The sequence below is a fragment of the Gynuella sunshinyii YC6258 genome (genome assembly GCF_000940805.1).
GTDB classification, from domain to species: Bacteria; Pseudomonadota; Gammaproteobacteria; order Pseudomonadales; family Natronospirillaceae; genus Gynuella; species Gynuella sunshinyii.
Genome location: NZ_CP007142.1, coordinates 5,956,914 through 5,978,343, shown reverse-complemented (window position 1 = coordinate 5,978,343; position 21,430 = coordinate 5,956,914). Strand labels below are relative to the sequence as shown.

The 21,430-nt window shown below is 51.1% G+C and carries 19 protein-coding genes; 17 read left to right on the top strand and 2 right to left on the bottom strand.

From position 1 onward, the window contains the following. The first annotated feature begins 31 nt into the window (after positions 1-31). From dapB to YC6258_RS30765, 3 genes are all read left to right on the top strand, one after another. Positions 32-763 carry a 4-hydroxy-tetrahydrodipicolinate reductase gene (gene dapB / locus YC6258_RS24760; protein WP_044619255.1) on the top strand — a complete coding sequence of 244 codons (732 nt, stop codon included), beginning with the start codon at positions 32-34 and terminating at the stop codon, positions 761-763. A gap of 146 nt (positions 764-909) precedes the next feature. Further along, complete coding sequence (locus tag YC6258_RS24750) at positions 910-1,776, top strand: hypothetical protein (protein WP_144407743.1); 867 nt, start codon at positions 910-912, stop codon at positions 1,774-1,776. A gap of 459 nt (positions 1,777-2,235) precedes the next feature. After that, positions 2,236-2,979, top strand: a complete 744-nt coding sequence (locus tag YC6258_RS30765) for a hypothetical protein (RefSeq protein WP_052830565.1) — start codon at positions 2,236-2,238, stop codon at positions 2,977-2,979. A gap of 331 nt (positions 2,980-3,310) precedes the next feature. Here the strand turns inward: YC6258_RS30765 and YC6258_RS24740 are convergent, their stop codons facing one another. Next, on the bottom strand, positions 3,311-4,024 hold the full coding sequence (locus tag YC6258_RS24740) for a hypothetical protein (RefSeq protein WP_044619251.1): 714 nt from the start codon (positions 4,022-4,024) through the stop codon (positions 3,311-3,313). Positions 4,025-4,121: 97 nt separating this feature from the next. Continuing rightward, on the bottom strand, positions 4,122-4,640 hold the full coding sequence (locus tag YC6258_RS24735) for a hypothetical protein (RefSeq protein WP_044619250.1): 519 nt from the start codon (positions 4,638-4,640) through the stop codon (positions 4,122-4,124). Between the two features lie 473 nt (positions 4,641-5,113). Here YC6258_RS24735 and YC6258_RS24730 point away from each other — a divergent pair, with 473 nt between their 5' ends. The 14 genes from YC6258_RS24730 to YC6258_RS24665 all read left to right on the top strand — a co-directional run bounded on the left by YC6258_RS24730 (position 5,114) and on the right by YC6258_RS24665 (position 21,430). Next, complete coding sequence (locus YC6258_RS24730) at positions 5,114-5,383, top strand: hypothetical protein (protein ID WP_044619249.1); 270 nt, start codon at positions 5,114-5,116, stop codon at positions 5,381-5,383. Between the two features lie 15 nt (positions 5,384-5,398). After that, positions 5,399-7,849, top strand: coding sequence for a type VI secretion system contractile sheath large subunit (tssC, locus tag YC6258_RS30760; protein WP_044619248.1), 2,451 nt, complete (start codon positions 5,399-5,401; stop codon positions 7,847-7,849). A gap of 18 nt (positions 7,850-7,867) precedes the next feature. Next, complete coding sequence (locus YC6258_RS24720) at positions 7,868-8,434, top strand: Hcp family type VI secretion system effector (RefSeq protein WP_044619247.1); 567 nt, start codon at positions 7,868-7,870, stop codon at positions 8,432-8,434. Between the two features lie 4 nt (positions 8,435-8,438). Beyond that, a complete protein-coding gene (locus YC6258_RS24715; protein WP_044619246.1) occupies positions 8,439-8,771 on the top strand; it encodes a GPW/gp25 family protein in 333 nt (110 codons plus the stop codon). 73 nt (positions 8,772-8,844) lie between these two features. Beyond that, positions 8,845-10,629, top strand: a complete 1,785-nt coding sequence (tssF, locus tag YC6258_RS24710) for a type VI secretion system baseplate subunit TssF (RefSeq protein ID WP_044619245.1) — start codon at positions 8,845-8,847, stop codon at positions 10,627-10,629. Then, the gene (locus tag YC6258_RS24705) at positions 10,617-11,630 is read left to right on the top strand and encodes a type VI secretion system baseplate subunit TssG (protein WP_044619244.1); all 1,014 of its coding nucleotides are present in this window, start codon (positions 10,617-10,619) and stop codon (positions 11,628-11,630) included. The genes tssF and YC6258_RS24705 overlap by 13 nt, the downstream gene beginning before the upstream one ends. Further along, positions 11,548-14,325, top strand: a complete 2,778-nt coding sequence (locus YC6258_RS24700; protein ID WP_169749025.1) for a contractile injection system protein, VgrG/Pvc8 family — start codon at positions 11,548-11,550, stop codon at positions 14,323-14,325. The genes YC6258_RS24705 and YC6258_RS24700 overlap by 83 nt, the downstream gene beginning before the upstream one ends. Before the next feature lies 1 nt (position 14,326). Further along, complete coding sequence (locus YC6258_RS24695; RefSeq protein WP_044619242.1) at positions 14,327-16,882, top strand: DUF2169 family type VI secretion system accessory protein; 2,556 nt, start codon at positions 14,327-14,329, stop codon at positions 16,880-16,882. Further along, positions 16,879-17,949 carry a pentapeptide repeat-containing protein gene (locus YC6258_RS24690; RefSeq protein WP_044619241.1) on the top strand — a complete coding sequence of 357 codons (1,071 nt, stop codon included), beginning with the start codon at positions 16,879-16,881 and terminating at the stop codon, positions 17,947-17,949. Before YC6258_RS24695 ends, YC6258_RS24690 begins: the two co-directional genes overlap by 4 nt. Further along, positions 17,946-18,491 carry a DUF3540 domain-containing protein gene (locus YC6258_RS24685; RefSeq protein WP_044619240.1) on the top strand — a complete coding sequence of 182 codons (546 nt, stop codon included), beginning with the start codon at positions 17,946-17,948 and terminating at the stop codon, positions 18,489-18,491. Before YC6258_RS24690 ends, YC6258_RS24685 begins: the two co-directional genes overlap by 4 nt. 3 nt (positions 18,492-18,494) lie before the next feature. Further along, the gene (locus YC6258_RS24680; protein WP_044619239.1) at positions 18,495-18,887 is read left to right on the top strand and encodes a DUF4150 domain-containing protein; all 393 of its coding nucleotides are present in this window, start codon (positions 18,495-18,497) and stop codon (positions 18,885-18,887) included. A gap of 4 nt (positions 18,888-18,891) precedes the next feature. Continuing rightward, on the top strand, positions 18,892-19,368 hold the full coding sequence (locus tag YC6258_RS24675; RefSeq protein WP_044619238.1) for a hypothetical protein: 477 nt from the start codon (positions 18,892-18,894) through the stop codon (positions 19,366-19,368). Beyond that, positions 19,365-20,714 (top strand): type VI secretion system baseplate subunit TssK, encoded by a 1,350-nt coding sequence (gene tssK / locus YC6258_RS24670; RefSeq protein ID WP_044619237.1) that lies wholly within the window; start codon positions 19,365-19,367, stop codon positions 20,712-20,714. The genes YC6258_RS24675 and tssK overlap by 4 nt, the downstream gene beginning before the upstream one ends. After that, positions 20,714-21,430, top strand: coding sequence for a DotU family type IV/VI secretion system protein (locus YC6258_RS24665; protein ID WP_044619236.1), 717 nt, complete (start codon positions 20,714-20,716; stop codon positions 21,428-21,430). The genes tssK and YC6258_RS24665 overlap by 1 nt, the downstream gene beginning before the upstream one ends.

Genomic DNA, 21,430 nt, shown 5'->3' with positions numbered 1-21,430 from the left:
ACTGATATTGGTTCACAATAGAGGAAAATATATGATCAGAGTCATGATAAATGGTGCCAAAGGCCGTATGGGAGCAGAGGCAGTTAAAGCGGTCAGTCAGGATCCGGAACTTGAGTTTGTAGGAGGCATTGGTCGTGAACATGACCTGGCTACCATGATTCAGGAATTGCGTCCGGATGTTGTGGTCGAATTAACGGTTGCGTCAGTCGGTTTCCAGAATACCAGAACTATTATCGAATCCGGTGTTTGTCCCGTCGTCGGAACCTCCGGTTTTCAGCAGCAACAGGTTTCTGAATTACAGACGCTGGCCGCAGAGAAAAAAGTGGGTGGTGTTATTGCTCCGAATTTTTCCATTGGTGCTGTATTGATGATGAAATTTGCCGAAATGGCAGCCCGATACCTGCCGGATGTGGAGATCATAGAGGCTCACAGTCCCAAGAAAGAAGAAAGCCCTTCCGGTACTGGTATTCGTACTGCAGAACTGATTACCCAGGCCTGTACGATGGAAAGACAACCCACTAGCTCCAAAGAATTACTGGCGGGTGCCAGAGGTGCTGTTCTACAGAATGTCCCCATCCATTCGATACGCCTGCCTGGCATCGTCGCACAACAAACGGTATTTTTCGGAGGTCTCAGCGAAACCCTGAAAATCGAACATAACTCTCAACATAGAGAGTCGTTTATGCCGGGGATATGTCTGGCTTGTAAGAAAGTCGGGCAATACCAGCAATTGTTTTATGGGTTAGAGCATATACTTGAATAACACTCATAATTTTATTCTCCAGATGGCGATTCCTTGATTTTAATGAACTTTCGTGAATCCAGAAATTTCTATTTCTGGTTTCATTGTGTCGATATTGAAATTGGCTGACCTGGAAAAATATCAGCAGCTTAGCCAGGGTATATTAAATGAGATTAAATCTCTCAATACTGATTTTGGCTGCAATAATATCAGGCGCTGTGATTACAACCATCATTGTCAATCTGTTGAATCCAACGCCAAGAGCCTCAGTATTCCTGCGTGATATGACATCCTCCTACACCTTCATGGATGATGTCTATCAATTCAATGTTCCTGCACTTGAGCGGCGTATGGAAAATTGGGCTAATCATCTCTATGAAACCACAAATCTTCCTATTTGTTTGTCTGCCAAATATCTGAATTTCCAGGAAGTTCCTGACATTAATATTTCTGTCTGCTCCAGCGGGACCAAATTGTCGGAGCTGGTCCGCAAGTCCAAAGACAGCGGTAGCGTTGATATTCGACTGGGAGACAAGTTACTGGGAGAAATTGAATGGTTGACACAGACAAAGTTTAATTTTCCTCTTTTTTTTAAGATTTATGCATGTTATTTGGTTTCTTTCTCTGTAGTTTTGTTGTCAGGTTTTTATCTGTTTTTATACAAGCCAAAACCTGAGAATAACCAGGATGAAGAATCAGTGATATTGACAGCATCCGATATACGGCAGTCCTTATATCGAGTTATGGGAAATAATCGTCGAATACTTGGTTTTCATGATAACTGGATATATGGCGAACGTAGCCATCCATACATTAACTTTATAAATCTGGATGGTTCAAAACTTCGTATAAGAGCTTCTCTCAGTGATATCGCCGTTATATTTCCTGGCACCCGCCATATCAGTAGAAGCGCGATTATTAACACAGCTGTCGGAGTTCATCAGTTTCGGGAAAACCAAGTGATATTAACCATTAAGGGTGAACCTCAGATATTTGATATAGATCCTTCTTATATGGAGATGGCAGTCATTTGAGAATTTATTGCCATGTGCTTCGAGTGGAATTGGAGACGCCTTATTAAACCATGCTTCCGATATCGATTGGGTGCCAGCGAGTCGTGCTGTTCCCGGACATGTGCTTTTGGATTTTGATGACTTAAGGAGTTTCCAGCCTGAGCAGCAAATCGGTGCCGTTGATGGTGTCGTTTTAATTCCTCCAAGAGTTGAGCCTCTACAGCGTAATTTCAGTTTCAGGGGAAGTTTCAGGGGACACCCACTTAACTTAAAAAAGACACCCATCTTAAAACTTGATCAATTTTTCGATAGCAGGCATTATTCGATACTGTATATTTATCAGGATGGAGTTATGGCCCGATCAAGGAAGTCACAAATATCACTCGATGCCACCCCGTACTATCATTGTATCTCCCGTTGTGTCCGGCGGGCCTTTCTCTGTGGTTTCGATCCTCTCACTCAAACCAGGTCGAAGACCGCTTGTTATGGTTGGGTGAGATTTTCGCCATTGATATCTGTGCCTATGCCGTCATGACCAACCACGTGCACGTGGTACTCCATGTTAATCTCAGGCAAAGCGAACAATGGTCGATGGAAGAGGTTATTACCCGCTGGCATCGCCTCTACAAAGGCGTTCCCTTGAGTCATCGTTACCTTAACGGTGACCGTTTCTCTCCGGCTGAGGAGAAAATATTAATGACATTGGTCGAACAATGGCGCGAAACATTAACCTGTCGCTTTTGGGAAGGCCGGTTTAAATCCCAGGCATTATTGGACGAAAAAGCACTCATCGCCGGCATGGCCTATGTCGACCTCAATCCCGTCCGGGCCAACATCGCAGCCACTCCTGAAACCTCCGATCACACTTCGATTCAAAAACGTATCCTATCCATCCAGAACAACCGTCAACAACCGAGTGAGCTCATGCCGTTTGTCGGTCACATCAAACAAGAGATGCCGGAAGGCATACCTTTTCCGTTCAAAGATTATCTGGAACTGGTGGATTGGACCGGACGAGCCATGCGGGAAGACAAACCGGGATTCATTGATAACCAACAACCACCGATACTTACACGTCTGGATATCTCGGAGGCGCAATGGCATCGTTTGACCCAACGTTTTGAAAAGCAGTTCAAATGTTTTGCCGGCCAAAAGTCATCGTTTGAAAAAATCAAAGATTGCTTCAACCTGAACCGAATGCCACCTAACTTATTAGCCGGCTAATAAGCAAAACTCAACTAAAAAATACCTGTCGATCTCATGGGCGTGCTGCATTCCCATTTTGCATATTCTGTGCATAAACATCCATTTCGGGCGTTTGAACTATTCAAATAATCAATGTGAATTTCTCGGTGTTTAAATCTACAAGAGAAGAGCTCTAGATTGTTAAATGAGAGTATTTTAAATCTCCTGGGTCTAAATGAGTGTCCACTTATTGCAACATTTACTGTGGGTGTCCAATTACATATCTTTGTTACATTCATTTACCATGGATGTCCTATAGGTAAAAATACAAATATGGGTGTCTCCCTTAAATTTCATGGCATTTTTGGAGTTACTCTTTTTTTCCGGTCATTTCCCTGGGGTTGGTGATGTCGATAAATCCTCGCAGTGCTTCGTTGTCGAATGTCATTTGATCTTTTTTATGGTCGTAAAGAACGGCAGTCATATTTGCGCCATCTTGCCGGCTTTCATCAGGGTAGGCCCAAAATGAATATCGGACCTCTGAGCGTTTGATGCCGCCTGCAACCAGTAGTTCATCTTCTTCAGTATTGGTCGGGTTAAGATGCACCCGGCGGCTGTCGACATCGGCAATGGTGACAGTGGCACCAAAGTTGTCGGAGTTTTTGAGCCTTTTCAATCCCCACTCATCCTGACTGCCTTGCCCCGTTGTCCAGTTAGGGGTGGAAGAAACGTATGCACTGTCTTTGCTGCTGCCTTTGTGATCCATCATTTGGGATAACCGCTGTGAATCTGAACCCGTGCGGCCCATTGCCAGATCCACTTCCTGCTGAGCTTCGTTACGCTGCTGCTGTAGTTTTGGGGTCGATCTTTCAAGCATTCCTTTTGGCATACCGGAAAGACCCTGCAATTTACGATTAACCTCGGTCACAGTTGATACAGCTTTGCTGGGGGAAAACATTTCCTGATCTTTGTTAAAAGTACTTTTACGGCCTACGTTATGGTTCTGTTGCTTTAGTAGATCCGGGTTTTCGAGTCTGATAACTCGTTGAGTGGATTTGTTACGAGTTGATTCGCCGGATGACATAAATGTTTCCTCTTGAATAGAGCTGACAATGCTTAACGCTTGTCGTGTTATGTTGGGTGTCCCGTTAATTACTTTCCCTTTTACTGTTTTTATTAATTTATGACGTTTCTTTCGGAGCATTTTTGACCATGTAATTGCTATAGGCATTTACATAGTTACTGTGGTGCTGGCTTTCTCCTATTTTGAGGTGAGCATTGATGCCTGGCCGTGTTGATGTTTTTGAGGGATCAAATACGGCATTGAGATAGGGGCCACGTGTATTCCCTTTAAATCCGGGTTTGCCGGTGATGTCATTTTCATGTCCGCGTAGCATGTGGCTGTTCTTTGGCATTAATTTCTCAAAAGCATCAAGTGTGGCAATGCTGTAGCGTCTCTGCAGTGCTGGCACAGTGTCTTCCGTCAGATTCATTTTTCCGCTTTTATCCCGGTGTCCACTGTCCTGTTTCCCCTGAACAAACGGCAGGAGAGCGTCTTTGATGGCTCCGGCACGTTTTGTTCGTTGCTGGTCCGCAAATGTCTGGGCATAGGTCTCAGCCTCTGCTTTTACTTCTGCCAGCGTTTTTACTTTCTTTGCAACTTCCGGTGCCATCTCCAGAGGTTTGTCCCATGCGGACATAAAGGAATCCTTTTTTGACTTTAATATAAACAATCAATGCGAAACTCATGCCTATAAGCCTTTTGGATGGCTTTGAACAGCATTGTCCGTCAGATAAGGACTGATCGTTATGAGTTGTTTTCCATCGGTAAGAGTCAGGTGGGTGTCCAATGCCTCATTTCTACAAGTGGGTGTCCACTGAAAGATTCAACACTAAAAAGTGGGTGTCCACTGAAGGATTCAACACTAAAAGTGGGTGTCCCATGATGGGTGGCTAAAAGTGGGTGTCCCATGATGGGTGAAACGACCCCGGTGGGTCTTGAAAACCCCATCCAAAACCTTGTCAGTGGGGTGAAATGACCGCTTATTTTAAGCCGTTAATGTTCAGAGTGAGGCATAAGACACTGATTTCCAGGGGATAAATTTTTTCTTCTGTTGTGGCATCACTCTTGCGATTACCCATCTGTGTTAAACCACTTTTCAGGAGCAGCACAGTGCCAGACTTGGATGCACAACCTTATCAATCGGCGGCCGATGCGATACTGCGTTATCTGGCGCAGCGCCCGGAAGCCGCTGAAACCGTCGAGGGAGTTGCCAAGTGGTGGTTGGCAAGACAACGTTATGATGATTCAGTCCGACTGGTGCAACAGGCGCTGGATTATCTGGAAAAACAGGGTGAAGTGGAAAAAATGAGCATTACCGATGGTCAGGTTCTATATCGGAAAAAGCAATTCAGCGCTTCACATTTTAACGATAAACAGTGAGGTTAGGATTCCCCCATGTCCGAAAGTATCCAGAAAGTTCTGACCCGTCGTCGCCCTCCGAGGGTCAAAATCACATACGATGTAGAAACAGGTGGCGCTATAGAGAAAAAGGAGTTGCCGTTTATTGTCGGTATTTTTTCTGATCTGTCCGGTCCCAATCCTGTGTCGGCCAAACCGCCGTTGAAGGAGCGGGCTCTGGTTGAAATCGATGCAGAAACATTTGATGCTGTCATGGCATCTTATACGCCTGGCATTAAATTCAAATATCAGTTGCTCGATGCCAGTGGTCAGCCGGGTGATGAGAAGACCGGTACCCTGGGTTTTAATCGCCTGGAGCATTTCGCGCCGTTACAGGTTGTCAAACGATTCACGCCGTTGAGCGAGGTCTATACCCGTCGCGGTCACATCCGTGACGTTCAGGCCAGAGTGGAAAGTCACGACGGCATGGAAGAGTTGTTCTTCAGGATACTGAGTTGCGATGAAACCGGAAAACAATATCGCGATGCCCTGGTCGCCGGCTATCCTGCCGATAAGCCGGAAAGCTGGAGTGCTCCCTCCATCACATTAAGTTATGGTGGTACCGATGAAGCCATAAAAGCTCAGTTTGAAGCTGATCAGCAGTTGCTTAACCAGATCGCCGTGGAGAAAGTTCTGGGTGATATCAATTCCGGGATGGGATTGGTAGCCGATAGTCTGCTCGGTCGTTTTTTCCGCGAAGGTGTCATACATTCTGAGCTGGATAATATCTGCACTTCTTATCAGGATGCCGATGAAAATCTGAAAGCCCGAAATCAGGGATTTATGGATGTTTATCGTCAGCACATTCAGGATGTCGAAGGACTTGAACAGTGGTTTATTGATCTGTCCGTGGCTGCTGCCGCTGCTTTGGAAGAAGAGCAAAAAGCGCCGGCCGATCAGGATGCGGCGGTGATTGAATGGCTGCTCACAGTACGTAAGAGCTGTTCTTTGGATCGTATGAGACTATGGCGTGGCGATGATTTTGCCGCCATTCTGGGTGATAAAGCGCCGGCCGATCTGGCCACCGTTGCCGATGAACTGAAACCCTATGTTAACCATTTGATTGGCTGGGTTGTTTGCAATCGCGTTGCCATTAATGAACGGCAAAAAGTCCCCTCTCTGAACCTTTCCAAACTGATCGACTTTCAAGTAGCCGAACTGGATGATCAAATCGGCTTCACTCTGAATGCCATCATGCACAGTGAAGGTTTTCGCAGTCTGGAAGCCACCTGGCGTGGATTGCATTATCTGGTTTCACGATCAGAGACCGGCAAGATGCTCAAACTAAGAGTGTTGAATGTGTCCCGTTCTGAATTACGCGACGATCTTGATAAAGCGGTGGAGTTTGATCAAAGCCTAGTGTTCAAGATGATCTATGAAGCCGAATATGGCACCTACGGTGGCGACCCCTACAGTCTGCTGGTCGGTGACTATTATTTCGGTCGGGACAGCGAGAGCATTCATCTACTCAACAAAATATCCGAAGTGGCGGCTTCTGCCCATGCGCCGTTCCTGGCATCGGTAGAACCGAATATGTTTGGCCTGGAGAATTTCGAAAAACTCGCCAAACCCCGAGACCTCGGCAAGATTTTCGAGAGTGTTGAACTCAACGAATGGCGCTCATTCCGGGAAAAAGAAGATTCCCGATATGTCGCCTTGACGTTACCGAGAGTATTGCTGCGTTTGCCCTATGGTGAAAAATCCATGGCGGTTGAAGGTATGCGTTATGAAGAGCAGGTGCTGGAATCATATGGTAAGCCAGCTAAGGATGTAGGATCGGTTGACTATGAACACTGCCTGTGGGGCAACCCGGCGTTTATCCTGGCAGAAAGAATAACGCGGGCATTTACCTTATATGGCTGGACGGCCGCGATCCGTGGTGTCGAAAGCGGTGGTCTGGTACAGGATCTTCCCAACTATACCTATCGAACCGATTCCGGTGATATCAATCTGCTGTGTCCAACCCAGGTGGCCATTACTGACCGCCGTGAGAAAGAACTCAATGATCTCGGATTTATTTCCCTGTGTCATTGTAAGGGCACGAACCAAGCCGCGTTTTTTGGTGGCCAGACCACGAATATGCCGAAGAAGTATTTATCGGATGCCGCTAACAGCAATGCCGCCATATCGGCCATGTTGCCTTACGTACTGGCTGCCTCACGGTTTGCCCATTACGTCAAAGTCATTATGCGCGACAAGGTCGGCAGCTTTCTCACCCGGGCCAATGTGGAAACCTTTCTGAACGACTGGGCATCGCAATACATTCTGCTGGATGATGAAGCGACTCAGGATGTCAAAGCCTCCTATCCGCTCAGAGCCGCCAAGATTCAGGTGACGGAAATTCCCGGCAAACCCGGAGCCTACAACGCCACCATGTTCTTAAAACCGCACTTCCAGCTGGAAGAGCTGACCACATCCATCCGCCTGGTTGCGGAATTGCCGGCATAACCCGAGGAGTCAAGCATTATGGATCTCATACTTTTACAACCCGGAAATGCCGAAATATTCGGTGGTCCGAACGGCTGGGCAGATGGTGGCAGTTTGATCGATACCGAGTGGCGTGACGAAATACTCGATTTTGGTCAGTGCCTGGAACTGGTATCTGTGCATCAGGGCATGAAGCAGCAGGTCACCACCGATGTCAGTAACTCCGCCCGTACATCCGGGCGGCCGATTATTACTGAGTTTACCTGCGTGAAATATGTCGATAAGACATCAGTGAAGTTCTTTGAATACTGTCTGCGTGCAGAGCCGCTGGGTAAGGGCAAGGACGAACCCACCAAAATCTACATTTGTCGTAACTCTGGCGACAAGACCGCCAACATCATGACCTTCTCATTGCGTGACGCCATCATCAGTGAGATTCAGTTTCAGTCCCATCCTGACGACATGCCGACTGAGCAGTTCAAGCTGAATTTTACCGAGATACTCTGGGACTTCACCGTGCAGAACGCTGATACCAGTCGGGCCGGAAAAAAATCATCCGGTTGGTCCATATCCCGAAACCGTCCGATCGGTCAGTTTACGGATTAATGTTATGAGCGCAGACAGATTGCTGTTTGAGCGGCTAGGGCGGGAACCAGGGATGTCGGTTAAAGAGTCTGTTGCCCGCTCCATCCAACAGCTGACCACCACCCAGTACGTGCGTGATGGTCAGTTGTTACCAGGCATACTGAATTTTGGTATGCCCAGTATTTGTGATCTGGGTGTTGGAGGTGGCGATTTACGGCAATTTTCTGCGTTATTGAAAGAGCGGATTCAGCAGTTCGAACCGCGTATCAAAGGTGTTGATGTAGTGATTGAGCGTGGTCGTCTGGTGGTGATTGGAACGTTGCCCGACAGCGACGAGCCGACCCGTTGGTGGTTGTAATTCACGCTCTCATCTGACGGTAACCAATCAGGTCACATGAAAGTGATACGAGACTGAACATGGCAGGATCATTATGAGCACATTGTCCAACGATACCCTGAAACAATACTTTCTGCGTGAAATGGAATATCTGCGCAAAGAGTCTGTGCGTTTTGCCCGTGAGTACCCGCAGGTTGCACAAGAACTGGCATTGAATCAGGAACGTAGTGATGATCCTCAGGTGGAGTTGTTGTTGCAGTCGTTTGCCTATCTGAGCGGACAATTAAGATACCAGATGGCCATGGATGACGCCGAGCTGCCGAATCAATTACTGGCCGCACTGAATCCTCATCTGGAAATTCCCTGGGCACCACGCTCCATCATTCAACTGGATGTCGATCCGGATGGTGCGAGTTTCGACAAACTCAATGTGTTACCGGCAGAGTCGGTATTTACCGCACCATTGTCCTGGAACGATGAACAGCTGGGCTGTCGTTTTCGAACCACTCGTGCGGTGGATATCTGGCCCCTGGTGGCACACAGTGCACAGGTACAGTCCCGCGGCGGTCATGAACATGCTGAAGTGGTCAGTTGCATAAAGGTGTCTTTGAAGGTCAAAGGTCAGTACAGCTTTCGCACCATGCCGGTTACACGGTTGCAGTTTTGTCTGGATGGAGTAGACCGTTTCCGGGTCCATGATCTATTGTTCAGTTGTTTGCATGGCATCGAACTGGTGGATCCCCAGACCCACAAAACAATCGCAAGTCTGCAGGGTGATTGTTGCGAGTTTGTCGAAGACCTGAATCTGAATGCCATATTACCGGGGTTCAGCACCGTGCATCCGGGGCTGGTTAACATCCGCGAGTATTTTGCCTTTCCTGAGCACTTTCTGTTTTTTACTCTGAATGGATTGGACCTGAGCGGGTTCGATCAGGAACTGGAGCTGCATTTTTTGCTGACCCGACCCTGTCTGCAGATTGATGCTGATTGTCTCCGCCTGAACGCGGTGCCGATTGTGAACCTGTTTCGTCAGGCGCTGGAGCCTTTTTCCATTCAGGCAGGGCGTCTGGAATATCAATTGACCGCTGATCAGTTTCGTCATCCGGTTACCGAAATTCTAGCTCTGGAGCAGTTGCAGTTGCAGGGCATCGATGGCCGGGTCATACAGGTACCGCCATTATATGGCAGCACCGCCGACATCGATGAAGGGTATTGGCTGGCCCGGCGTGAACTCAGCCAGACCACCAGCGTTCCGGGAACGGAATTGTTCTTGCGTTTTGTCGATACCCGGCTGCGGCCGGCAGGATTGCAGACTGCCAGAGTCACCGGCCGGGCCTGGTGTTGTAACCGCCGACTGGCCGAAAAACTCAGCAACGGTTCGCGTCTGAATCTGGAAGGCGCAGGTGCAGTGCAGACCGGCCATCTGTTGCGCAAACCCAGCCGCCATCAGACCCCGGATTTATCCGGCGACCGTTCGCAGTTACTGGTTGGCCAGCTCAGCAGCCACTTTCAGCCGTTCGAAAATGGTGAAGTCGGGGTTAACATGCTACGCAATCTACTGAAGCAGCATCTGGGAGTTGCGGAAGCGGAAATGATTGCCCAGATCGATGCCATCGTCCGTCTGGATACCCGCCGCATCACCCGTCGGGTAGGTGATGATCTGTGGCGTGGTCATTGTCATGGGCTGCAATGGCGGGTAAGTATCGATCTTGACCGCTTTGGCAGTGTCAGTCCGCTGGTGTTTGCCAGAGTGCTGAATGAAACCCTGAAGCATCGTGTGGCCCTCAACAGTTTCTCAGAACTTGCCATCATTGATGCCGGCAGTGGCGAAACCCTGCACCGCTGGTCCGTGCGTCAGGGGGCTTTATGGCAGCAATAGCGCGTTCCTCCGGCACCACTCCGATGGACCTGTATCAACTGGTTCGCGACCATCTGCCGGAGACCGTCAGTACCACTCAACAAGTGCTGGATACTCTTGGCGAACATGTACAGTTTCGCGGGTATCTGGGGTTTGAACATCCGTATCACGAAGTGGCCAAAGTGGATACCCGTACTCAGCCGGTACAGGTGTATCTCAACCGGTTTGCGGTGTCCGGTCTGATGGGGCCGCTGCCAGAACCTTATTTTCAGTGGTGTTATGAGCGGGTGCGGGCGGGTGATTTTGCCATGGCGGCGTTTTTTGACATGTTTACCCATCGTATCAATGCCCTGCGTTATCTCAGCCGGGCGCGACGCCAGCCGGGATTGTCGCCTTTGCGGCCGGAGCATTCTGTGCCCGGCAAACTGTTATCTGCCTATGCCGGGATGATCGACCAGCGTAGCACTGTGGTGGAAGACTCGCCTGTGACCGGTCGCTTGCTGCTTGGGCTGGCCGGGCTGTTGGTTTACGCGCCACGCAGTCTCAGTCTGCTGCAATTGATTCTACAGCGTATTCTGAACTGGCGGTTGCAGGTGGATGGTTTCCGGGGCGGCTGGCTGACAGTGGATGCTGATCAGCAGGTGGCTCTGGGCCGGCGCAATTCCACTCTGAGTATGCGCGCCGCAGACACCACGCAGCTGGGAAGCCGGGTCTGGGACCAGCATCTTGGATTGCGATTACGGGTCTGGCTGGAACATCCGGACGCCTGTGTGGATTACCTGCCGGAAGGCAAACGCCATGAATGGCTGAGCCAGTTATTACGCATGCTGACTTATTGCCGGCACGACATCGAAATCTGTTTTCTGTTTCCCCACTCATGGCGCAGCCGGCGTCTGGGCAGTGATGGTATTCGTCTGGCCTATAGCAGCTGGATGCAATATGAAGACCGGGACAGCGCGCCGCAATGGACCATCAGACTGCGCATTCCGGCGCAACCGGGAGGTCAGTATGAAGCCTGGTGAGTTTCATGACATCGGCCTGACCCGGCTGGCAAATCGTGATGCCGATAACCTTTATCTGCATCTCAATATCTGGCTGGCCGATGGCCGGCAGGTGGGGCGTAACTATTTTCGTCTGCATCAGTTGCAGGGACAGGAAGCGATTTCCTCGCCATTTGAATTCCAGTTGCAGTTACGCGGCAATACCGATCCTGACAGCCAGAACCGTTTCACCTTTGAACAATTTATCGGCCGGCCGGCCACCGTGGCCATTAATCTGGCCAGCGCCGAAGATCAGGGCCAGCAGCGTTTCGATGATGCCATCGCGGGAGCTGCGGCGGTCGATCTCAGTTGTTTCAACGGCATCATTGCCGACTTCGGTATGTCCGAACCCGGTGTTTATCATGCTACTCTGAAACCGGCATTATGGCGTCTGTCTCTGACCAACCGTTACCATATTCACAAACACTGCAACATCCGCGATGCCATTGCCGGGGTACTGAAGGAACACGATATTCACTATTCCGTAGCCTCGCTGAACCATCCGGATAACCCGGCGGTGGCGCGGGTACAGGATTGGTTGCAGGCCGGGGAATCGGATCTCGATTTCATCACCCGGTTGATGAGCAAGGCCTATCTGTTTTATTACTTCGTGCACACCGGTGACCGCCATACGCTGGTGCTGGCAAATCAGGCCGGTTATCCGGAGGTTTATCCAAATGGTGAAACCCTGCGCTATTGCCAGACCAATATTGAGGCACAAGGGCTCGATCAGGAACGGGCTATCACCCAGTATCAATATAAACAAAGCCTCAGCAGTTCCAGTGTGACCGGTGTGTTCGTGCGTCAGGAAAATGCCTGGGAGCAGGACACCGTGGCCGATTTCCAGAGTTATCCGCCCTCGACTCAGGGAACCGGTGGCACTTTGCCGTTCAACCTCTATCGAATTTACCAGTACGGCGTCAACCGGGAAGAAGTGGACACCCACGTGAATGCCCAGCGTGACCGCCTGAATACCTCGGCAACGGATTTGTCCGGTGCCAGTCACTGTCCACTGTTTCATTGTGGCTATCGATTTACTCTCAGTGCTGATCTCGGCAACCTGCAGAATCCGCAGGTAGTCCGGCCGTCACTGGAAGGCCGTTCGTTTGTGCTGACTCAGGTACAGCATCAGTGCAGTCTGGATGGGCAGTATCAGAACTCCTTCAAGGCGACAGAATCCGATGGCCTGATCACCCCGTTCAGCTTGCAGGACACCCACCAGGGATCGATTCTGGCGCGGGTTGAGGAGCACGTGAAACCGGATGACTGGCGTTACTACGATAAGGACAATTTCGATCCCCAAAATGAAATGGTGGATGGTTACGAGGCTCAGCAGTCACATCGGCTCAAAGGCGTGTATGTGCGTTTCTCCACCGATCAGGGCGAGTCTGACAAAGTCTGGGTGAAACTGGCGCCGCACATGCAGACCGTGCCCGAAGTGGGAGTGATGGTCTGGGTCTCGCGCTCCAATGACGATTCCGAGCTGCCGGAAATCCAGAGCATCGTTCAGGCCAATGGCAATCGCACCGTCACGCCATCGCGCTGGACCGCCAGCACCAATGTCGGCAGCAGTCACTCCACCAGTTATGGCGACAGCAAAAGCATTCGTTTTGGCCTGTTTTCCAAGGCTGATCTCAATGTCGCCGTATCGATGGTGGAACAACGTTACCAGCAAGGTCACCAGCAGTCGGACTTCAGTGGCAGTCAGCAATGCAATGGACAAAAATTCAAGGATGTCAGTTATTCCCAGGGTGCCGGTTACAATTATTCGACTTCTGAATCAGGGCGTTCGGGCTTGTTGGGCCAAAGTGAATCCTACGGCTGTAACTACAGTCACTCCGAAGGCGCAGAAGTCTGGAGTTATTCCGATTACGACCATGCCCGTAATGAATCCTACAACCAGAATACCGAAAGCTACTCCCGTATCAGCGGTAAAACCTATAGCGAGTCCACCATCGGTGAAAGTGAAAGTCATTCCACCATCACCGGCGACAGCCGTAACTATCATCAGGCACTCGGACTCAGTTATAACCAGAGTCTGGTCAACAGGACTGAAAACCAGAACATCGCCCAGGGCAGTTCGACGTCATTGGGTGTCAATCTTGGCCCGATCTTTGGTGTTTCCATGAATATGGCACCGGTGATGAACAGCAATACCACCATCAGCCCAACAACGTCGGTGAATACCAACATCGGCTCAACGACTTCCAGCGCCGTACATATGGGCAGTTCGTTATCCAGCTCACTGCAACTGGGCAGTTCAACGTCCAGTAATACTCAGGTTGGCACGCAGACCTCCATTTCCAGTATGACCGATTCCACCTCCGTCAACTCGATTCTGTCGCAGACCCAGGCCTCGGTGACCGGTATGAGCACCCGAGGCTCCATGACCGGTATGGATACTGGCGCGTCCATGACCGGTGTGCAGGGCAATATGTCGATCACCGGGGTCAGTTCCGGTTTGTCCGTCACCGGGATACACAGCGCCATCAGCGTGGTCGGTGATAGTACCAGTATCAATGTCACCGGTGCCTCCACCAACATCAGTGTCACGGCGGAGTCAATGATGGTGGATGTCAACGCCAGTGGCGTTAAATGCATTGTGGATAACCGCATCGAAGCCAAGGTGGAAGATCTCAATGTTGCCATTCAGTCACTGATCAAACTGGTGCTTTAACATGAAAAAGACGCTGAAAATTGTTAAACCCATGACACTGGGACTGCTATATAAGCCGTATTCGATCGCCCGGGATCATTTTTTATCCGTCTCGTCACTGGCTTTTTTCAATCTCAGTGAACAACCGGTATTACTGCCGGAACATCGGCAGTGGGCAAAAGTGAGCCAGTCGCTTGGCACCGGCCGGATCCTTGATGAAGCCATGCCCAAGACCCACGGTGAAGTCCTGTTGGCTGGTCATGCTTATCCCCACGCCTCAAAACCGGTGACCCATATGCAGGTGCGGTTGCAGATTGCTCAGGTGGATAAAACACTGGCGGTCAGTGGCGACCGGCATTGGTCGTTAGGGTGGCTACCGTTGATCCGGCAGAGTCGTGCCAAACCCATCACTCAAGTTCCACTCGATTACAGCCGGGCCTATGGCGGCGAAAAATATGCTCTGAATCCGGAAGGCTGTGGTGATGAGCGTCTGCTGTCGCTGCTGTTCGGCCAGCAAGCCAATCATGGCCGCCTGCCCAATCTCAGTTATCCGGGCGAGCAGCTGACCCTCGGCAGAAGACCGCAACAGCCGGCCGGGTTTGGTGCGTTGGGGCAGAACTGGTCACAACGACGGAAAAAAGCCGGGTGTTATAACAAACGCTGGTTGCAGCACGAATACCCCGGTTTTCCGTCATCACTGGATCAGGAATTTTTTAATACCGCTGCTAAAGATCAATGGATCGATGGATATTTTTCCGGTGGCGAAGCCTATCAACTGGATAACCTGCATCCCCATCAGGCTTGTCTGAAAGGTATCCTGCCAACCATTGTGCCCAAAGCCTTCGTGCAACCGCAAACGCAGTCGCTCATAGAAGTGGCGCTGCACTGGGATACCCTGTGGCTGTTTCCGGATCACGATCTGGGTCTGCTCATTGCTCATGGCAGCATGCCCATCAGCGACAGTGACGCATTGGATATCGACGCCATCATGTTAGCCTGGGAACATCCTCAGCGGTCAAAAACGCACCAGCATTATGAACAGGTGCTGGCCCTGCGCAGTGACCCGCAAACCGCTGTCATGCATGCCTTTAATGAAACCCAGCTGACGGGTGACACGCCGCCGTCAGCTGCACCCGTGGATGCAAAACCGGTATCGGCGCTGTTAACACAGTTAAGCCAGCAACTGCCGGTATCTGACGCACAACTGGCCGACGCCGCGGCAGAGGTGGAAAGTGTTCCGGGATTGAGTCAGGCACAAATTGACGCCGGGCAGTTTGATCTGACAGAGATAATGACCGCCGCCAAAACCAAGGCGGACGCACTGAATCAGGAACGTGAACAGGCGCTGAAACAACTCGCTGACATGATAAAGCTGCCGGATGACGAGGCCCAACCGACACTTGACCCGGCCCAGGCACTGGAACGTATTTATGTACCCCGGCAACAACTCGAACAACTCACACAACTGGCTGACAGTTGCACCGATGCCGCACAGCGTCAGCAAATTCTCGACAGTGTGCCATTGATCGTCCGGCAACAACGGCAGAGCCGGAAACTGGCGGCAGAATCCGATTGCCAGCCGATCAGTGACCGCGCTACCGTTGCATTGGCGCAATGGCTGAACAAAGCGCGGCAGCAATCTCTGCCATTGAACGGGCTTTGTCTGGCCGGCATCCGCCTGAATAACGTGGATCTCAGTGGTCTGGATCTGCGTGACATAGTGTGGGATCTGGCGGAATTTACCGACTGTTGTTTTGATGGATCGGATCTGTCCGGTAGCTGCTTTATTCAGGCGCGCTTTCAGCGCTGTACCTTTATCGACAGCCGGTTGCAGGAAACCAACTGGAGCCATGCCGAACTACATGAAGTCACCCTGACTCGCAGTCACCTGCAACAGAGTCAATGGAATCACAGCGTTGCCAATGACTGCCGCTTTGATCACAGCGTGTTCGATCAGGCCATGATGTTGGAAGCGGATTTTCGCAGCAGTGATTTTGCCTCGGCAACCATTCGGCAGGTTAATTGGGTCAAATGTCATTTACAGAACAGTCGTTGGCAGGCCATCGAGGGCGAGCAGAGCAGTTGGCTCGAATGTGAATTGCAACAGGCCGATTTTACCCGCGCCAGTCTGACTCAATGTGCCTGGCTCAATGCCCGCGCCACCGCCGTCGTGTTTGATCAGGCCCGGCTCAGCCGGTTTCTGGTCAGCGGTGAATCCATCCTCAATCAGGCCAGTTTTAACCAGTGTGAAGGTGATCAGACCGGCTGGCGTTATTCGGATTTGTCCGATGCCTGTTTCGATCACTGTTATTTCCGGGAATCCGATTTTGGCATGACCGAATTGCAGCGTTGCAGTTTCCGGTCGGCGTTTCTGCAACGCTGCCTGCTCATGAGTGCCGACGCCTCAGAGTCCGACTTTACCGACAGCAACTGGTATCAAAGTCTGGCGCGCAAGATGATTTTGAGACAGGCCATCATGCAGGGCGTGCAGTTGCATGGCGTGGAGCTGGCCGGTGTCGACTGGCAGGACTGTCGTATTCGTGATTGCGAACCGGCCATCAGGAGGAAAGCCGCATGAACCGCCAGCAGTTTCTCAATCAGGCAGAAAGTGGTCAGCCATTTAATGAGCAGACATTCCGGCAGTTTAATTTCTCCGCCATGGTGCTGAAAAATCTGGTGTTTTCAAACTGCGTGTTTGATGTCTGTCATTTTGCCCAGGCAACCTTCCACTATTGCGTGTTTTCTGATTGCACACTGATCAATGCCGAGTTTCAACAAGCCACGCTTGAAGGCTGTCAGTTTGTTAACAGCCGTATGGCCGGTAGCCGTTTTGATCATCAGCCACAGCTCGACAGTTGCAGTTGGGTCAAGTGTCATCTGAATCATGCTGACTTTACCGATACCCGGCTTACCCACTGTCAGTTTATGGACTGTGACATGAGCACCTGTCAGCTCGCTGGCGTTAACGCAGAGAGCAGTGTATGGAGTCAGTGCACGCTGCAACACGCCAGTTGGCGGCATGCGCATCTGCATAACATCGCTTGTCTGGAAACCGACCTGTCCACGGTGGACATGACGGGTCTGATCGTGACTCAGGGGATGTTTCCAAAATGCCGTCTCAGTGACCAGAATCTTACCGGTATCACTCTGTGTCGTTGTTCATTCACCGATTGTCGGTTTGAACGGGTGGATTTCAGTCAGACCATGCTCGATGAAACCAGTTTTGCCAAAGCGCAATTACTGGCATGTCGGTTTGATCAGACCAGTGCCCGCAATACCCTGTTTTTACAGGCTCAACTGAGCGAATGCCAATGGCACAAGACCAGCCTCGAAAACTCCATCTGGCAGCAGGCGCAGTTGCAGCACTGCGAATTCAATGGCAGCCGGCTGGAGAAAAGTTACTGGCGTCAGGCGCAGTTACAGCACTGCGATTTTGCCCAAGTGGATTTTCTGCTGGCGGATCTGAGTTACGTCACCGCCACCGACTGTCGTTTTAAACGCGCGGATTTTTGCCGTGCCAGCCTGCACTGTGCCGATATCAGCCGCGCCCAGTTGCGCGGTGCCCGGTTACGCCGGGCCTTCACCACTCAATCATCCAAAGCCGCCGCCGAAGCACCGGCCCGGCAACGGGAGCAAGCCGCATGAACCCAAATATCCATCCGTTCCCAAGCTCGACGACTCAGGCCTATCTGCTGACCGCCAGAGTCACGGAGATTCACCGTACATCCATTCGACTCAACAATGGCATGACCGCCGCGCTGGCGCTTTCGTGTCTGGTGGAACCGATGATCGATGATCTGGTTCTGGTCTGTCATGCGGGTGAGTCGGGCTGTCAGGTCATTCAGATTCTTGCCCGTGCCAATACTGCAGAAGTACATCTGCGTCTGCCCCAGGGACAGGCGCTGAATATTCAGGCCGAACAGATCAGTCTGATCAGCAGTCGCAAAACCATCATTGGTTCAGCCGGTGAACTTGAACTCAATGCCTTACGGAATCTGAAAATCAATGCTGCCCAGGTACTGATGAGCGTGGCGGGTACATTGGTACAAACCGCCAAAACCGCTATCGGCCAATTTGGTGACCTGAGCCTGAGTGCCTCGCACCTGTTGCGGTTACAGGCCTTACGGCAACTGATCACGGCTAAAAAAGAAATCAAAGTGGACAGTGACATTATTCATATGGGGTAAGCCATGTTTGCAACGACACAACTGATTGCCATGAGTTTCGCGTTTCCGGATGTCTGCAAGGTCATCGTCGGCGTAGCCGTTATCATGCTGCCATTTCCGAATCTGGCCATGGCCAGCGTGCATATTCCCAACGTCTACAACCACTATATCGGCGGTGGCATGGTTCATAATCTGCTGACTTTCGGCACCATCAGCAATGGTGATGAAGCCGGGGTGGCCATGGGCATCGTGTCTAACGTCATCATCGGTCCGGATCAGTATCTGCTCGGCAGCTTCAAGGTTTTTCACGGTGTGTCGCCGGCATCACGGCAGACCAGCATGACCACCAATAACTCTTACAACATGGTGGGCATGGTGCTGGTACCCAGTATCAACACCGTGATTCTGCTGGGGTGAACGCATGATGGGCAAGTATCTGTTGCTATGGGTTGTGGTCTTGAGCATTCCCGCCTGCTCGGTGTTTTCGGGTCGTGCCGGCGTCAATGGTTACGAGGTGGTGAGTGAGCCGCAAGCCAATCAGGATACCGCCACCGCACTGGATATTGTGTTTATTTACCGCAAAGAATTACTGGCGCAGTTGCCTGACAACGCGCCGCAATGGTTTCTCAATCGCGCCGTGATTGAAGGCAAATTCGATACTCAAATGGATGTCCTGTCCATCGAAATTCCGCCCGGCGATCTGATTCCCAAAACCAAACTGAAAGGAAAGCAAAAAAACGCCAAGGCGGTGCTGCTGTATGCCAACTATCTGAATGCGGCGGCTCAACAACCCATTAATGTCAGTGCGTTTACGATACCGCAGATCATTCTGCAACCGGACAAGATTCTGGTGATTGAAACCGGCACCAGCCTTTTCAGGAGGTTATTTAAAAAATGACCATTTCAGTACTGCAACAGAATCCGCTGCTCTGGCATGAAGGCATGCTGTTGGCACCCCAACATTTTCAACAGAACGATATCTACTGGCAGCATCAGTTGTGCCAGGCCATTGCTCAGATTCAGCCCTACTATTGGGGCGTGATTTCCATGGACCTCAATCAGACACTGGTGGATAAGGGACTCATTGAGGTCACTGATCTGCATGCCGTCATGGCCGATGGCAGTCACATCATCGTAAATGAGGAAACCGTACCGAGTGCGTTGAGCTGTAATCTGGATGACAGCCAGGCGCTGAAGAATAACAAGCCTACCGGTATTTATCTGTGTGTGCCGTACCGCCTGGAAGGCGCAGCCAGTTCCCAGGGCATGGTGCAGCGGTTTATTCAGATGGATGGTGGTGAAGTGGTGGACGAAGCCTCCGGCCAGGGGCGGGTACCGGTGATTCGCATGCGCCCGAATATCCGTCTCAGTTTTGATAAGCTTAGCAACCATTACTGCCTGCTGCTGATGGTGGTTCGCAAGGGCATTGATAAGAAAAATTACGGCATTACCGGTTACCATCCTCCGTTGTTGCATTTGCGCGGTGCGGATTTTCAGCAGCAGCGGTCATTGCGTTATTGTGTGCGTCAACTGGCGGCACTGATACGGGAAAAAGCCATACAACTGTCGCGTACCAACAGTCACAGCCGGCAGTTTTTGTACGCGCTGACCTCTTCTCTGCCACCGCTGGAAGTGCTGGTACAGGCACCCGGAACCCATCCGTTTGCGCTCTATCAGGCGCTGGCCCAGTTGCTGGGACACGCGTCCGCCCTGACGGAATCTCCCGTTCCGCCGCAGATTGCCGCCTACGACCATGACAATCCCGCCAAATGTTTTTTCCCGTTATTGAGTCTGCTGCGACAGCTGATTGCCGATATCGTTATTAAATTCCGTTACAAGGAATTCACCTACCTGCGTGAGCAAACCTTCGAGCTGCAAATCCAATCAGAATGGCTGCAGCAAGAGCTGGTGATTGAAGTGGTGCCGGCCAGTGGCCAGACCTTCGCTGATATCGAACAATGGCTCGATAAGGCGCGCATCGGTTCGGTGCCGGTCTTGTCCGCTTTGAAGGATCGTCGTTCACCCGGTGCCCGGGCCGAACGCCTGTCCGATACCGAACGTTTCCATTACAACCAGAGCGGCAGTGCGATGATGTTTCGCATTTACAACCGTACCCTGCAAATCGATCAGAAAGACATCAAAGTGATTCAGCCCGATCAGCCCCTGCAGATCATCGGTGAGCATCATGGTGCCACACCGGCGGCGATCATTTTGTATGTGCGTAATAACGTCGGGAGCGGATGATGAAATTTCAGGATAAAGAATTCGAGCTGCTGGATCGTTTTCTGGATGCTTACGAGGCGGTCACCCGTATCCGCGAGACATTACGGCAACAGGAGGATTACGACCCGGACACTTCCGCATCCGGTATCTGTCAGCAATTGAAGCTGGAGATCGACAGCGCACTGCAAAGCCAGGACAACGACGAAAACCTGCTCGCCGCGTTGCAACGCAGTCGTTATGCGCTGGTGGCTCTGGTGGATGAGCAACTGATCTGTACCACCGACTGGGCCGGTAAAAACTCTTGGGTGAACAACCTGTTGGAGGAACATGTTTACAACACTTCTCTGGCCGGCTGGGAACTGTTCCGGGATATGGACCGGTTAATACTGCAGGACTCGGATTTGCCCTATAAACCAGTGCTGGCATTGATCTATCTGATGGTTCTGCAACTTGGCTTTCGCGGCGAGCTGCGTGAAGAAGATGAACGGTTACAGCCTTACTTTGACCAACTCCAGGATCTGGTCGACGGCCAGACCGATGGTGTTCCGCCAGTGGTTCTGGAGCAGGCCTTTGAGCAGGCTTACCAACATAATATTGAACCCGGCAGCCAGCAACGGCTGGCGCCGTTGAGTCGCTGGATGACCCGCATTGTGCTGTTGACCGGTGTTTATCTGCTGGCATCCCTGGCGGTCTGGCTTGGACTGCTGAATGACTTCAGAAGTCTGACCGAGGTGTGA